The sequence below is a fragment of the Ponticoccus sp. (in: a-proteobacteria) genome, assembly GCF_048381735.1.
On the sequence record NZ_JBLXGL010000005.1, the window covers coordinates 16,814 to 30,814 of the forward strand.

11 protein-coding genes are annotated in these 14,001 nt (G+C 66.6%); 4 read left to right on the forward strand and 7 right to left on the reverse strand.

Annotated features, from left to right (window positions below):
• Nucleotides 1-300: 300 nt before the first annotated feature.
• Nucleotides 301-888 carry an outer membrane protein gene (locus ACN5KJ_RS10980; RefSeq protein ID WP_418593952.1) on the forward strand — a complete coding sequence of 196 codons (588 nt, stop codon included), beginning with the start codon at nucleotides 301-303 and terminating at the stop codon, nucleotides 886-888.
• Nucleotides 889-1,008: 120 nt separating this feature from the next.
• On the opposite strand, the gene ACN5KJ_RS10985 is transcribed toward ACN5KJ_RS10980, so the two are convergent.
• The 5 genes from ACN5KJ_RS10985 to ACN5KJ_RS11005 all read right to left on the reverse strand — a co-directional run bounded on the left by ACN5KJ_RS10985 (nucleotide 1,009) and on the right by ACN5KJ_RS11005 (nucleotide 7,206).
• Nucleotides 1,009-1,338 carry an SMR family transporter gene (locus ACN5KJ_RS10985; protein WP_418593954.1) on the reverse strand — a complete coding sequence of 110 codons (330 nt, stop codon included), beginning with the start codon at nucleotides 1,336-1,338 and terminating at the stop codon, nucleotides 1,009-1,011.
• A gap of 307 nt (nucleotides 1,339-1,645) precedes the next feature.
• Nucleotides 1,646-3,703: an ASKHA domain-containing protein gene (locus tag ACN5KJ_RS10990; protein ID WP_418593956.1), complete on the reverse strand. Its 2,058-nt coding sequence runs from the start codon at nucleotides 3,701-3,703 to the stop codon at nucleotides 1,646-1,648.
• Nucleotides 3,704-3,854: 151 nt separating this feature from the next.
• Nucleotides 3,855-5,003 carry a CaiB/BaiF CoA transferase family protein gene (locus ACN5KJ_RS10995; protein ID WP_418593958.1) on the reverse strand — a complete coding sequence of 383 codons (1,149 nt, stop codon included), beginning with the start codon at nucleotides 5,001-5,003 and terminating at the stop codon, nucleotides 3,855-3,857.
• A 149-nt stretch (nucleotides 5,004-5,152) separates the two neighbouring features.
• Complete coding sequence (locus tag ACN5KJ_RS11000; protein WP_418593960.1) at nucleotides 5,153-5,791, reverse strand: response regulator transcription factor; 639 nt, start codon at nucleotides 5,789-5,791, stop codon at nucleotides 5,153-5,155.
• The gene (locus tag ACN5KJ_RS11005; protein WP_418593962.1) at nucleotides 5,788-7,206 is read right to left on the reverse strand and encodes a cache domain-containing protein; all 1,419 of its coding nucleotides are present in this window, start codon (nucleotides 7,204-7,206) and stop codon (nucleotides 5,788-5,790) included. Before ACN5KJ_RS11005 ends, ACN5KJ_RS11000 begins: the two co-directional genes overlap by 4 nt.
• Before the next feature lie 531 nt (nucleotides 7,207-7,737).
• Between ACN5KJ_RS11005 and ACN5KJ_RS11010 the strand changes: the two genes are divergently transcribed.
• The 3 genes from ACN5KJ_RS11010 to ACN5KJ_RS11020 all read left to right on the forward strand — a co-directional run bounded on the left by ACN5KJ_RS11010 (nucleotide 7,738) and on the right by ACN5KJ_RS11020 (nucleotide 12,230).
• Nucleotides 7,738-8,826 carry a TRAP transporter substrate-binding protein DctP gene (locus ACN5KJ_RS11010; RefSeq protein WP_347167891.1) on the forward strand — a complete coding sequence of 363 codons (1,089 nt, stop codon included), beginning with the start codon at nucleotides 7,738-7,740 and terminating at the stop codon, nucleotides 8,824-8,826.
• Between the two features lie 95 nt (nucleotides 8,827-8,921).
• Complete coding sequence (locus ACN5KJ_RS11015) at nucleotides 8,922-9,860, forward strand: TRAP transporter small permease subunit (protein ID WP_418593964.1); 939 nt, start codon at nucleotides 8,922-8,924, stop codon at nucleotides 9,858-9,860.
• Nucleotides 9,861-9,872: 12 nt separating this feature from the next.
• Nucleotides 9,873-12,230: a TRAP transporter large permease gene (locus tag ACN5KJ_RS11020; RefSeq protein WP_418593966.1), complete on the forward strand. Its 2,358-nt coding sequence runs from the start codon at nucleotides 9,873-9,875 to the stop codon at nucleotides 12,228-12,230.
• A 305-nt stretch (nucleotides 12,231-12,535) separates the two neighbouring features.
• On the opposite strand, the gene ACN5KJ_RS11025 is transcribed toward ACN5KJ_RS11020, so the two are convergent.
• Together ACN5KJ_RS11025 and ACN5KJ_RS11030 are read right to left on the reverse strand one after the other, a co-directional pair.
• Nucleotides 12,536-13,348, reverse strand: coding sequence for an arginyltransferase (locus ACN5KJ_RS11025; protein ID WP_347167889.1), 813 nt, complete (start codon nucleotides 13,346-13,348; stop codon nucleotides 12,536-12,538).
• Between the two features lie 151 nt (nucleotides 13,349-13,499).
• The gene (locus tag ACN5KJ_RS11030) at nucleotides 13,500-13,952 is read right to left on the reverse strand and encodes an RDD family protein (protein WP_347167888.1); all 453 of its coding nucleotides are present in this window, start codon (nucleotides 13,950-13,952) and stop codon (nucleotides 13,500-13,502) included.
• Nucleotides 13,953-14,001: the final 49 nt, after the last annotated feature.

Genomic DNA, 14,001 nt, shown 5'->3' on the forward strand with positions numbered 1-14,001 from the left:
GTTCGGAGTTGGCGTCCGCCTAGCGGCCTTCTGCGAAAAAATCCAGACCCAATGCGCGCTCCGCGTCATTGTTGCGTCGATGTGACGGTCGCGCGCATCCGGAAAAGCAGGCGGAACAAGCGGGGAGTTGCGCGTGAACCCGCAGGTTTCGGCATCTTTTGGCCGGTTCCGGCGGGGCTGCAAATCCGCGTGGAACACAGAGCGGTGAGCGCCGTTGAAGCGGGCAGAAGGGTCGTTAAATGCGCCCTACACACGCCGCCACAGCAGAACGCAGGCGGCACTCACGGAAAGGACAATGACATGAAATCGAGCATTCTTGCACTCGCCGCCCTCGCCACCGGTCTGGGTTCCACCGCCGCTTTCGCGGGCAGCCTTGACCAAGGGTATGTCGAGCCGGTTCCGGTGGCTCCGGCCCCGGCACCTGTCGCGGTCGTTCCGGACAGCGACTGGACCGGCGGTTACGTGGGTCTGAGCTATGGCAACCTCGACTCGCAGATTGGCGGATCCTCGGACAACGGCGGCATCTACGGCATCCACGGCGGTTACGACTATGACTTCGGCAATGTCGTGCTGGGTGGTGAACTGGAATACCTCGGCACCGGTGACGACTACAGCGTCGGCGGCGTCGACGTGGACAGCATGACCCGCGCCAAGGCGCGCCTGGGCTACGACTTCGGCAACACGCTGGTCTACGCAACCGCCGGTGCGGCCAATATCGACACCTCGGCGGGCAGCGATACCGGTGCCGTGGGCGGTGTCGGTCTGGACTACAAGGTGACCGACAACTTCACCATCGGCGGCGAAGCCCTTGCGCATAGCTTCAACGATGTGGGCGGTTCGGATCTGGACGCGCAGACCTTCTCGCTGCGCGGTGCCTTCCGCTTCTGATCGGCCTTGCCGGACAAGAAACGGCCCCCGGGTTTCGCGACCCGGGGGCTTTTTTGTTTTCAGCGATCTTGGGGCAGCGGCGACCGGGCCGGGGCGCCGCGTGCTCTCGGAGCGGCGTTTTCAGTGCGGCGTTGCCGTCGAAAACAGGTGAATCACGAAGATGCCGCCAAGGATCATCGCCATGCCGAGGACGGCGGGCCAGTCGAGCTTCTGACCGAAGACCGCAAAGCCGATCACGGCGATGAAGACGATGCCCAGCCCGGACCACATGGCATAGGCGATGCCCACCGGAAAGAACCGCAGCACCCAGGCCAGCAGGTAGAAGGCGGCCGCATAGGCGACGACGGTCAGAAGACTTGGCCAGAGCCGGGTGAATTGCTGGCTGGCCTGCAGGGCGGTCGTGCCGATGGTTTCGGCAAAAACGGCAAGGGCAAGAACGAGGTAGGGCATGGCATCTCCGGGGCTGCCGGACCTGTCTGCCCCCGGTCGCGGGAACATGCAAGACGGGCGTGCCTCCTGCGCCAGGGGGGAGGGCCGCCGACAATCGAGGCGGGTCTTCTGGGGTTGGACGGCGGCAAGAGCCTTTTCAGCGGCACGGGACAAACAGTACCGGAGGCCGCGTCCATGCACCCGCGGCCCCTGCGCGCGGTCCTTGCGCCGATGTCCGCTGCCGCCGTCGCCGCAGAGCGGCTGCAGGCCGGCCCGCAAGGCCATATCGGGGAGGGGCCATGGCGACCCCGCCGACCCCGCCGCGCCGTCAGCCGCGTCTGCGGCGCCTGCGTCCGCCGTCCTCTCCGCTGCCGGTGTTGAAGCTGACCTGCGGCAGGGTCACCTCCTTCGACAGTTCGGGGAAGGGATCGGTGGCATGCGGGATCGCGTTGGCGGCGACGAAATGCTCCTGAAAGCGCGGCTCGATGGCGGTTTCGACCTTGGTGATCTCGCGCACCGTGCGCTCGATCTCGCGCCGGGCGGCAAGGTTGCACAGCGCGATGCGCGCGCCGGTGCCCGCGGCATTGCCCGCCGAGGTGACCCGGTCCAGCGGCACATCGGGGATCATGCCGAGGATCATCGCGTGTTTCGGGCTGATGTGTGCGCCGAAGGCCCCGGCAAGGACAACCCGGGCCACGCGGTCGACGCCGCGCTCGTCCATCAGCAGGCGCGCGCCTGCGTAAAGCGCCGACTTGGCCAGCTGGATCGCCCGGATATCGCCCTGGGTTACGGTGATGCGCGGACCGCCCTCGGCGCCGCCGTCGTGGATCAGGTAGGCGTGGGTCCGGCCCTCGGGCACAGAGCGGTCGGTGCCCGTCTGCGCGGCAGAGCCGATCAGCCCCGAGGCATCCAGCAGGCCCGCCGCGCGCATCTCGGCGACCGCCTCGATGATGCCGGATCCGCAGATGCCGGTGACGCCGGTGGTGGCCGTGGCCTCGGCAAAGCCCGGCTCGTCCGACCAGAGATCGCAGCCGATCACCCGAAAGCGGGGCGCCTTCGTCTCGGGGTCGATGCGGATCGCCTCGATGGCGCCGGGCGCGGCGCGCTGGCCGCTGGAAATCTGCGCCCCCTCGAAGGCCGGGCCGGTGGGCGAGGAACAGGCCAGCGTGCGGGTGGTGTCTCCCAGCAGGATCTCGGCATTGGTGCCGACGTCGACGATCAGCGTCAGCTCTTCGGCCTTGCCGGGCTGTTCCGACAGCGCCACGGCGGCGGCATCGGCGCCGACATGCCCGGCGATGCAGGGCAGGATGTAGACCCGGGCCGAGGCAGGCTGCACCCGCAGCCCAAGCTCTGCCGCCGAGAGGTTCAGCGCGTCCGAGGTGGCCAGCGCGAAGGGCGCCTGACCCAGTTCCACCGGGTCGATGCCCAGAAGCAGGTGATGCATCACCGGGTTGCAGACAAAGACCGTCTCGAGGATCAGGGCGGGGTCGATCCCGGCCTCGGCGGCGATTTCCGTAGTCAGCCGGTCCAGCGCCTCGCGCACCACGCGGGTCATTTCTGCCGCGCCGCCCGGATTCATCATGGCGTAAGAGACGCGCGACATGAGGTCTTCGCCAAAGCGGATCTGCGGGTTCATGATGCCGGACGAGGCGACGACCGCTCCGGTGTCGAGGTCGGTCAGATGCGCCGCGATGGTGGTCGAGCCGAGATCCACGGCCAGCCCGTAGATCCCGCCCTCGTACAGGCCCGGCCATGCGGCGATCAGCCGGGGCGGGGCGTCCATGTCGGTTTTGTGCAGGGCGACGGTGACGGTCCAGCCGCCCTTGCGCAGGACCGGTTGCAAGCCGGACAGGGTGGAGAAGTCTGTGGATATCTTCGGGATATCCCATTGCGCCGCCAGCGCGCGCTGCAGCCGTTCGAGATCGCCAGTGGGCTCGTGCATGTCAGTGGGCTCGTGCATGTCAGGCTCTGCGACCTCGACGTAGTAAAGCCGCGTGGCGGGGTCCATCTCGATCACCCGGGCAGAGGCCGCCTTGCGCACCACCTGCCGGTGCACCTGGCTTTCGGGCGGGACATCGATGACCACATCGCCCTGCACGGTGGCCTGACAGCCAAGGCGGCGACCCGCGGGCAGCCCGCGCTTGTCGTCGTAGCGCTGTTCGACCGCGTTCCATTTGGACAGGGCGGTTTCGGCCACATGCACGCCGTGCTTGGGGAAGTCGCCGTAGGAGGGCGTGATCTGGCACTTCGAGCAGATGCCGCGCCCGCCACAGACGGAATCGAGGTCGACCCCCAGCTGCCGCGCGGCGGTCAGCACGGGGGTGCCCCGGGCAAAGCGCCCGCGCTTGCCGGAGGGGGTGAAGATCACGAGAGAGTCCTGGGTCATGTCCTGCCTGCCACGTCGCCTGCTGGCGACCTTAGCGCCTGCATGGCCGGGCGAAAGGCCGGAAGACGGCATAAGGCGGTCCCTTTGCGGCGGGGCCGCGCCGGTTTCTTCCAAAGAAACCGGTCCGAAGTCTTTGCAAGACTTCGGCGCCTCAGCCCTGTTCCAGCCAGCGCAGGATCTCGCCGCGGTTGCCGTCGAGATCGGGCGCGGGCCCGCGCGAGGTCGGGTCCGGCGCGTCGCTCATCTTGATCGGGTTGCCCGCCGCCTTGAAGGCCTGCCGCCCGTTCTTGTCGAGCACGTCGACCAGCATGTTGCGGGCCAGGATCTGCGGGTCGCGCATGACCTGATCGACGCTCTGGATCGGCCCGGTCGGGATGCCCGCCGCGGTCAGCCGGGCGATCCAGTAGGCGCGGGTATTGTCCAGTGTCACCGCCTCGATCAGCCGCTTCAGCAGGCGGGCGTGTTTGCAGCGCTCTGCGTTGCTGGCAAAGCGGGCGTCATCCGCCAGCGGCAGGTTCAGCGCGATGCAGAGCTTCTCGAACAGCCGGTCGTTCCCGGCGGCGATCACGAAGAGCCCGTCCGAGGCGTGGAAGGTCTCGAAAGGGGTGATCGAGGGATGGCGCGCGCCCGAGGGCCCCGGCGCCTGCCCGGTGACGGATGTGATGGCGATGGCGTGTTCGAGAATGGCAAGCTGGCTGTCCAGCATCGCCACGTCGATCTTGCGGCCCTTGCCGGTGCGCTCGCGGTCCAGAAGCGCGGCCAGGATGCCCTGGCACAGGAACATGCCCGCCACGATATCCCCGATCGAGGCGCCGGCGCGCACCGGCTCGCGGTCCTTCTCGCCGGTGATCGACATGACGCCGCCGCGCGCCTGCACCACCATGTCGTAGGCCGGGCGTTTCGAATCCGGCCCGCTGTGGCCAAAGCCCGAGACGGCGCCGTAGACCAGATGCGGAAAGGCGGCGTGCAGGTCGTCCCAGCCGTAGCCCAGCCGCTCCATCACGCCGGGGCGGTAGTTCTCGACGATGACATCGGCGCGGGCCAGCAGTTTCTCGAAGGTCTGGCGGTCGCCGTCTTCCTTGAGGTTCAGCGCGATGGATTTCTTGCCGTGGTTGATCGCGGCGAAATAGGCGGACTTGCCGTCCTTGAAGGGCGGGAAGGTCCGGGTGTCGTCGCCGGTCCCGGGCGGTTCGACCTTGATCACCTGCGCGCCCATGTCCGACAGGGTCATGGTGCAGAAGGGGCCGGCCAGAACATGGGTCAGGTCGAGAATGGTATAGCCGTAGAGGGGCGCGGTCATCGGGGCCTCCGGTTCGTCATGCTGCTCTTGCACAACAAGACCGTGACAGGGGCGTGACGGCAAGGGGGCGCTGGCCCCTTGTGCGGGCTGTTGCCGGGATGCCCGCGCGGATCGGGCCGCCGGGCGGCCGGGGCGGGCCGCTGGGGCGGTTACAGGTTGGCGCCGGTTCCCTGCAGCACGCCGTGCTCCATCGCGTAGCGCGTCAGCCCGGCGGTCGACGAGATCCCCAGCTTGCGCTTGATGTTCTTGCGGTGCGTTTCCACCGTGCGGACGGAGATATCCAGCGTCAGCGCCACCTCCTTGTTGGAGCGGCCCTGCGCCAGTTGCAGCAGCACCATCTGCTCGCGGTTCGTCAGCTGTTCGCGCGATTGCACGGCAGGCGACAGCGCGCCCTCGGCGCCGGTACACAGGTAGCGCTCGCCGCGCATCACCGTATCGATGGCGCGCTTGATCTCTTCGGTCGGCACGTCTTTCAGGATGTAGCCCCGGGCGCCGTGGCTCAGCGCGGTCTGGATGTATTCCGGGGTGTCATGCATCGACAGGATCAGGATGCGGGTTTCGGGCGCGCGTTCGAGGATCATCTCGGTCGCCGACAGCCCGCCGAGGCCGGGCATGTTGAGGTCCATCAGGATCACGTCCGGCGCCAGCTCTTCCAGCCGGTCGATCATGGTCTGGCCGTCCGACAGGGTCGCGGCGACAGAGATGTCGTCATAGCTTTCGAGAATGGCCTCGATGCCCTCGGCCACCATGGGGTGATCGTCCACGACGACGACGCGGGTGCAAGTCATGCCTGGGCCTTCGGTTGTTTCAGGGCGGGGGCGTCCTGCGGCGGCAGCAGGTGGCTGAGCGGAACCTGCGCCTCGATAACGGTGCCGCTGCGCGAGGACAACACCCGCAGCGTGCCGCCAAGCTGGTCCATGCGTTCCTGCATGTTGCGCAGGCCGATGCCGTTCGAGGGGGCGCGCTGTTCGCCCAGCCCGATGCCGTTGTCGGAGATGCGCAGGGTTGCCCCGGCGGGGTGGCCGCGCAGGTCGAGGTCGACGCGTGTCGCGCCCGAGTGGCGCTCGACATTGGTCAGCGCCTCCTGCGCGATGCGGTAGAGCGCGATCTTGGCGTCCTGATCCAGCCGGTTGCGGAAGACCACGGTGTCAAAGCGCGCGTCGATCCCGGTGCGGGCGCGGAAATCGTCGGTCAGGGATTTGATCGCCGGGCCAAGTCCCAGATCGTCCAGCACGCCGGGCCTGAGGTCGCGGCTGATGCGGCGCACCTCCTGAATGGCCTGGCCGAGGTTCTCGGCGCCCTTGGCCAGCGTCTTTTCGGCACGGGGATCGCCCTGGGCCACACGGCGGCGGGCGATTTCCAGCGCGTATTTCACTCCGACAAGGATCTGGCTGATGCTGTCGTGCAGCTCGCGGGCCACGCGGCCGCGTTCCTCTTCCTGTGCGTCGAAGACCCGCTGCGTCAGTTGCTTCAGCTTGGCATCCGCCAGCCGCCTTTCGCGGATATTGATGACGAGGCCCGAGACGAAGACCATGAGCAATGCGCTCAGCGTGATCGCCCCGATCTGCCAGAAGGTGCGGTCGACGCGGGCTTTCACCTCGGCGCGGCTGGCGGCGACGGTTTCCAGCACGTCGTCGATGAAGACCCCGGTGCCCACCGCCCACCGCCACGAGGGGAAGGAGGTCGCGTAGGTGATCATCCGGGCCTCTTCCCCGGTCGAGGGCTTGGGCCAGAGGTGTTCCACATAGCCCGCGCCCATGCGCCCGGTCTGAATGAACTCCTGCACGACCTTGGTGCCTTCGCTGTCGGTCAGGTCCCAGAGATTGTGGTTGATCAGTTCGGTTTGGCGCGGCGAGACGAGGTTGGTGCCGTCGTAGTCGTAGACGAAGAAGAACCCTTCCTCGCCGTAGATCATCGCGGCGAGGATCTGCAGGACCTGCCGCTTGGCGTCCTCGTCGTCGGGCGCGGCGGAACCGTAGACGAAGTAGAAGCCGTTGCGGGCCTGTTCGACGTAGTTGCGCAGTTCGCGCTTCTTGGCCTCGATCAGCTCATGCTCCAGCGCGGCGATCTCGCGTTCGGCGGCGCCACGGGATTCCACCGCGACCAGCACCGAGATGGCCGTCGCTGCCAGGATCAGCGGAACGGAGGCGAGCAGAAAGAGCTTCTGCCGGTAGGAAAGGCGCGGGCGGGCGAACAGGGGCATTGCGCACAGAAAAGCACGGGTCGGGGCAGAGGGAAAGAGGAGGCGTCAGCCGGTGGAAACGCCGTCTCGGGTGCCATGCGCCCCATCGCCGGGCTGCGGCGCGGCGATCCGCCGAAATCGGACCGGCGTCCACCCGATCCGGAACCGCAAGACCCTGCTCAGGTCGCGCCGGTTGCCGCCAAATCGCTTGCGCCCCGGGACGGTCCGGCGACGGCGCCGTGGCTGCGTCGCGAGACCGCGAGCGATTGGCGGATCGCGCTACCCCGACGGCGGTGGCGTCACGCCACAGCCTTGGACGGACCGCCCCCCTGCACGGCGATACAGCGCCAGGCGAAGGAGGTCTTTGCGGGAAAATCTTCACGCAAATGCACGTTATGCGTGTTTTCGACGCTGCGTCAGGGCGCAAAAACCCGGGGCCGCTCCGTATCTGTGGGTATTTCTTTGAGCGGAAACCCGCCCTAACCTGCGATCACTTCTTAAAGGCGCCCCACAGGGGAGGGAGGCGCCAAAATTTGATCTGGGAGGATCACAATGGATCGTCGTTCATTTCTTCGGGCATCGACCGTCGGTGCCGGCGCCGCCGCCGCGTCCGGGCTTGCCGCTCCGGCCTACGCACAGGGCGCCCGCACCCTGACCATGGTCACCTCGGTGCCGCATGGCTTTGCCGTCTTCGATGACGCCGCCGTCTATTTCAACGAGGTCGTCAGCGCGATGACCGATGGCCAGATCACCATCGACAAGAAGGCCGCGGGCGAACTGGTCGGCGGCTTCGAGGTCTTCGATGCCGTGTCCTCGGGGCAGGCCGACATGTACCATTCCGCCGATTACTACTTCGGCAACCAGCACCCCGGTTACTACTATTACACCGCCGTGCCTTTCGGTGCCACGGCGGAGGAGCTGTCGACCTGGATGTACCACGGCGGCGGTCAGGAGCTGTACGACGGTCTGGGCCAGATCTTCGGTCTGAAGTCCTTCCACGCGGGCTCGACCGGCATGCAGCCCGGCGGCTGGTTCCGCAAGGAAATCAACTCTGCCGACGACCTCAAGGGCCTGAAGTTCCGCATGCCCGGCATCGGCGGCAAGGCGCTGGGCCTGACCGGCGCCTCGGTGCAGGCGATCCCCGGCGGCGAGATCTACCAGGCGCTGTCCTCGGGTGCCATCGACGGCGCCGAGTGGATCGGCCCCTTCGCGGACGAGCGCCTGGGCTTCCAGGAAGTCTGCGACTACTACTACACCTCGGGCTTCCACGAGCCGGGCTCGGCCCTGTCCGTGGCCTTCAACCTGGATATCTGGGAAAGCCTGACGCCCGCGCAGCAGGCGATCATGGAACAGGCGGCCAAGGCGGCCACCACGCACTCGCTGACGCAGGGCATCGCCAACAACGCCGCCGCGCTGCGCCGCATCCAGAGCCAGGGCATCAAGCTGATGGAATTCGACGACACGGTCTGGGATGCCTTCGGCACCGCCTCGCTGACCGCGATGGACGAGTTCATGGGCGACGACATGTATGCCGAGATCCGCACCAGCTTCGAGGAAAGCATGAGGGCCTCGTCCGACTGGCTGCAGCGCGCTGACCGGGCCTACGTCCAGCAGCGGGATCGCGTCCTGAACCGCGGCTGACCCGCCGGACAACCTGACACGGAATAGGGGGCCTCGCATCCGCGTGGCCCCCGTTCGGCCCGGTCCGGACGGGCGGGCCCAAACCTGGGGGCAGAATGGAAACTACCGAAGCGGCCAGCTTTGGCGACATCATGGGGGCCTTGGGGCAGGGGATCGTCTGGGTCCTTCAGAACCTCGCCCTGTCGTTCTACAATTTCGGATATGCGGTGACCCATCCCGCCAGTTGGCTGGACTGGACCGACAAGACCGCGATCATGCGGGTCGTCTATTACGGCGCCTCGGTCGAGTTCTTCTTCGTCTGCATCATGATCTTCCTGGTGATCTTCGCGATCGGCCTTTGGAAACGCAGGTTCCTCTGGGGCACCGTCGCGGTGCTGGAAGGCTTTGCCAATACCATCGGGCGCGTCTTTGCCTGGGCGGGCCTTCTGATGGTGCTGCAACAGGTGATCATCGTCTTCCTGCAACGGATCTTCGCCCGGCCCGACATCGTGCTGGGCTTTGGCATTCCCATGCAGTTCGACATCTCGTGGTGGTCCGAAGAGCTGAAGCTGTACAACGCCATGGTCGTCTGCCTGTGCCTGACCTACACCTTCGTGCAGCGCGGCCACGTGCGCGTCGACCTTGTCTATGCCGCCGTGTCCTTCCGGACCAAGCGCATCATCGACATGTTCGGGTCGCTGTTCTTCATGATCCCCATGGCGGTCGTGATCTGGATGTATTCGTGGTACTTCATGTGGCGCTCGCTGATCGTGCCGCCGGTGGCGCCGACCGATGCGCTCGACCGGCTGGAGATGAAGGCCCGCGCGCTGCGCTGGAACGTCGAGACCGTGGGCTTCTCGGCCAATGGCTTCACCGGGTATTTCCTGTTCAAGATGCTCATGGTCATCATGGTCGGTCTGATTTTCGTGCAGGCCTGGGCCTTCTTCTACCGCTCGTATCTCGAGTTCGTCGAAGGCCCCGAGGCAGAGGGCAAGCTGCTGGACCTGGACAAGGTCGAAACGGGCGAAGAGCCCTACGACCACGCAGAATTCTGAGGGTAGATCACCATGCTATTCGGACTAGACGGCGTCGAGATCGGCCTGATCATCGTCTTTCTCACGCTCTTCGCCTCGATCCTGTCGGGCTTCCCGGTGGCCTTTGCCATCGGCGGCGCCGGGGTCATCTCCTTCGGGATCATCGCCGCGCTCGACAGCGCGGGCTACCTTATTCACCAGGCCATCGACACCAGTTCAGAGGCCTATGCCGCGCTGCGCGCCTCGGGCGTGCCGGACAGCGCGATCTCGATCTTCCGCTACCCGGACCTGCCGCGCATGGCGACCGAGTCGATCTTTCCGGCGGGCGACTGGGAAACCGCGCTGACCCGCAACGTGGGCTTCATCACCAACCGCATCAATGAACGTGTCATCGCGGGCCAGTCCATCGAGACGCTGTTGGCGGTGCTGATGTTCGTGCTGATGGGCATCGTGCTGGAACGCTCGAAGATCGCCAACGACCTTCTGACCACCATGGCGCGGGTCTTCGGCCCGCTTCCGGGCGGTCTGGCGGTGTCCATCGTGGTTGTCGGCGCCTTCCTCGCCGCCTCGACCGGCATCGTGGGCGCGACGGTGGTGACCATGGGGCTTCTGGCCCTGCCGACCATGCTGCGCAACAACTACTCGCCGGAACTGGCGACCGGGGTGATCGCGGCCTCGGGCACGCTGGGGCAGATCATCCCGCCCTCCATCGTCATCGTCCTGCTGGGCACGCTGGCGGGCGACCTCTATTCCACCGCGCAAGAGACCCGCGCCACCGAGGCGGGCTGCAGCGACGCGCTGACCTTCCTTGGAGAGCCTGCGGTGGTTTCCGTGGGCACGCTGTTCCAGGCGGCGCTGGTGCCGGGCATCCTGCTGGCGGGGCTATATGCGGCCTATGCCTTTGGCTACGCGATGCTCAACCCGTCCAAGGCGCCCGCCGTGGAAATGGGCGCGGCAAACGGTGAACCGGTCACCCGGGGCGAAGCCTTCACCTGGCTCCTGGGCGTGCCGGTGCTGCTGATCGTCGGCACCATGATCCTGAGCCAGATGAACGTCGTCGGCAGCCAGTCGACGCAGGTCGACAGCTTCTCGGACGCCGGTCAGGTCGCTTCGCTGCGCACCAATGTCGGGCCGGAATGCCAGGCCTCGATGATCGCGCTGCACGGGCAAGAGGCCTGGGACGCGGCGGTCGAGGAACAGCGGGTCATCGACGAGGCCGGCGGCGTGCAGGCCAGCGAACGCCTGACACCCGAACAGATGGAGGCCGCCCGCACCAGCCTGATCGCCAATGCCGCGCCCATCGGCACCGGCATCGCGATCCTCGCCGTCATGGCGGGGCTGGTGCTGGCCATGGCGCGGGGCGTTTCGCCCTCGGCCGAGCCGCGTCCGCTGCTGATCGGCATGGGGGGGATCCTGCTGGGCCTCGTCGTGGACTGGCTGCTGATCAAGCCCACCACCTCGGCGGGATTGACAGTGATCCTGATGCTGCTGCCATGGGCGATCACGCTTTACGGCTGCGCCATCGCGATGAAACGCCTTGCGGGTAACGAACTGTTGCGCGTGGTTTTCCCGCCGCTGGTGCTGATCGTCGCGGTTCTGGGGTCGATCCTTGGCGGCATCACCAACCCGACGCCCGCCGCGGCGCTGGGCGCGGCCGGTGCCATCATGCTGGCCGCCTACCGCAAGCTGGGGGACGAGAACCGTTCTCCGCGGATCATCCTGCTGTCGACGCTGGCAGTGATCGTGATGATCCTGATCGGCATCAACTTCGATCTGCGCATCAACACGGAATCCGTATCGGTCGAAAGCTGGATCGCCTTCGTCTTTGCCTATGCGGCCTATCTCTATGCGCTCTTCGGGCTGTTGTTCTCGTGCTGGGTGCTGTTCCGCTCGGGCGTGCTGACCCCGGCGGTGCGGGAGACGGCGAAGGTGACCTCGATGGTCTTTACCATCCTGATCGCCTCGCAACTGCTGAACCTCGTGGTGATCTCCTTTGGCGGCGAACACTACATCCAGCAGTTCCTGAAAAGCTTCGACGACGTGCGGACGGTCTTCCTGATCGTGATGCTGGTGCTCTTCGTGCTGGGCTTCGTGCTCGACTTCCTCGAGATCATCTACATCGTCGTGCCGATCGTCGGGCCGGTGATCTACGGCGCGCATTTCGATCCGAAGTGGGTGACGATCATGATCGCGGTGAACCTGCAGACCTCCTTCCTGACGCCGCCCTTCGGTTTTGCGCTGTTCTACCTGCGCGGCGTGGCCCCCAAGGAGGTCACGACGGGCCACATCTATCGCGGCGTGATCCCCTTCGTGCTGATCCAGGTGGTCGGGCTGGCGCTGCTGGCGAGCTTCCCGAGCATCGTGACCTTCGTGCCGGCCCTGCTGAACTGAGGCAGGCCAGCCATTGAATGCGACGACGCGCGCCGGAGAGATCCGGCGCGCGTTTCGCGTTTCGGCAGAGGGGGCAGGGGTGGTTCAGGGGCGGCGACGCTCTCGTGCAGCCGCGCCGAACGGCACCAGCGCGGACGGGCGGTTCTCCAGGAACCATGCCGGGAGGAAGGCCGAAGGGGGCAGCATGGCCGCCGGGTTGGCGGCCCGGCCCATCGCCAACAGCACCGGGCGGCGGCATCGCCCGCTTGCGGGGGTGGACCGCTGCGGCAGGGCTGGAGACTGTCGGGAATGGGGGGGGCGGGCGGTCAGCCGTGGCCGTCGGGAAAGGTGATATTGGCGACCTGTTCGGCAATCGGGTCCGTCGACAGCGGATGCGTCCCGGTCGAGAAGGCCTCGGGGTTCTGCAGGCTTTCCCAGACGCCCTTGCGGTAGATTTCCAGCCCCGAGAACTGCGCCTTGTAGCCCATCTTGTCGCTGCCCGGCACCCAGTAGCCCAGGTAGACATAGGGCAGACCGGCCTCGCGCGCGATCTGCACGTGGTCGAGGATCATCCATGTCCCAAGCGACCGCGAGGCGAGCTCGGGCTCGTAGAAGGAATAGACCATCGACAGCCCGTCATCGAGCATGTCGGTCAGGCAGACCGCGATCAGGTCGTCGCTTTCGCGGTCGAGGTATTCGATGACCCGGCTGCGGATCGGGGTTTCCTCGATCATGGCCGCGAATTCGAAGACATCCATATCCGCCATGCCGCCATCCGCGTGGCGCCTGTCGAGGTAGCGGCGGAACAGGCTGTATTGTTCCTCCGTGGCCCATGGGCTGGTGGCGCGCCGCTCGAACCGGGCGTTGCGCTTCATGGCGCGGCGCTGCGAGCGTGTGGGGTCGAACCGCGACACGTCGATCCGGGCGGACAGGCAGGCGGCGCAATCGGCGCAGGAGGGCCGGTAAAGCACGTTCTGCGACCGGCGGAAGCCCTGCTTGGAAAGCGAGTCGTTCAGCCTTTGCGCGCCGTCGCCCTGCAGGGCGGTGAAGAGCTTCCGTTCCATCCGGCCCTCGAGGTAGGGACAGGGCTGTGGGGCCGTCACGTAGAACTGCGGGGCAAGAGGCAGCGAATGGCGCATGGGGGAGGGTACTCGCGGGCGATTTAACGAAAAGGTAACAACCTTGCCGCCACCCGCCAAGCCCTCGAATCATGACACCGGCGCCTTGGCGCCGGTTTTCATGGGCTGTGGTGAAGGGATGCCCCGGGTCGGGCGGTCTTGGGTCGGGCGGTCAGGAGGTCGACCTGCGGTTGAGCATCACGGTGCCCAGCACCATGTCCGTCAGGCCCTGACCGCGCTCTGACAGGGCCATGAAGCCCATGGAGACGACCTGCAGGATGAAGACCGACATCGAGAGGTAGTAGCCCAGCACATGCAGGGCCGCCTGGCCGCCGTCCAGTTTCTGGCCCCATGCGTCGCGCAGCTCGATCGACATCAGGCGCATGCCCCATGTGGCAGAGCCCCGCGAGATGGTCAGCCAGCGATACAGGAACCCCACGGCGAGGAGGATCATCGGCATGAAGAAGACGCCGACAATCGAGATCAGCGTGAGGAAGGTGCCGATGGTCCAGACGACCGCGATATCGATGACCCAAGCAACGGCGCGCTTGACGGTCACGCCCGAGTAGAAATCCGCCTGCCGGTCGGGGCAGGGCAGGTGGTCGATGGCGGGGTCGCTGAACATGCGTCGGGTCCTTCGGGTTCGCGGCGGGGGCCGCGGCAATCGGTCTGGC

Bases quoted from the DNA above. Each gene is read 5' to 3' on its own strand.
- ACN5KJ_RS11010 (WP_347167891.1), top strand. From the start codon at position 7,738: ATGGATCGTCGTTCATTTCTTCGGGCATCGACCGTCGGTGCCGGCGCC.
- ACN5KJ_RS11025 (WP_347167889.1), bottom strand. From the start codon at position 13,348: ATGCGCCATTCGCTGCCTCTTGCCCCGCAGTTCTACGTGACGGCCCCA.
- ACN5KJ_RS10985 (WP_418593954.1), bottom strand. From the start codon at position 1,338: ATGCCCTACCTCGTTCTTGCCCTTGCCGTTTTTGCCGAAACCATCGGC.
- ACN5KJ_RS11030 (WP_347167888.1), bottom strand. From the start codon at position 13,952: ATGTTCAGCGACCCCGCCATCGACCACCTGCCCTGCCCCGACCGGCAG.
- ACN5KJ_RS10980 (WP_418593952.1), top strand. From the start codon at position 301: ATGAAATCGAGCATTCTTGCACTCGCCGCCCTCGCCACCGGTCTGGGT.
- ACN5KJ_RS11015 (WP_418593964.1), top strand. From the start codon at position 8,922: ATGGAAACTACCGAAGCGGCCAGCTTTGGCGACATCATGGGGGCCTTG.
- ACN5KJ_RS11005 (WP_418593962.1), bottom strand. From the start codon at position 7,206: ATGCCCCTGTTCGCCCGCCCGCGCCTTTCCTACCGGCAGAAGCTCTTT.
- ACN5KJ_RS10995 (WP_418593958.1), bottom strand. From the start codon at position 5,003: ATGACCGCGCCCCTCTACGGCTATACCATTCTCGACCTGACCCATGTT.
- ACN5KJ_RS10990 (WP_418593956.1), bottom strand. From the start codon at position 3,703: ATGACCCAGGACTCTCTCGTGATCTTCACCCCCTCCGGCAAGCGCGGG.
- ACN5KJ_RS11020 (WP_418593966.1), top strand. From the start codon at position 9,873: ATGCTATTCGGACTAGACGGCGTCGAGATCGGCCTGATCATCGTCTTT.
- ACN5KJ_RS11000 (WP_418593960.1), bottom strand. From the start codon at position 5,791: ATGACTTGCACCCGCGTCGTCGTCGTGGACGATCACCCCATGGTGGCC.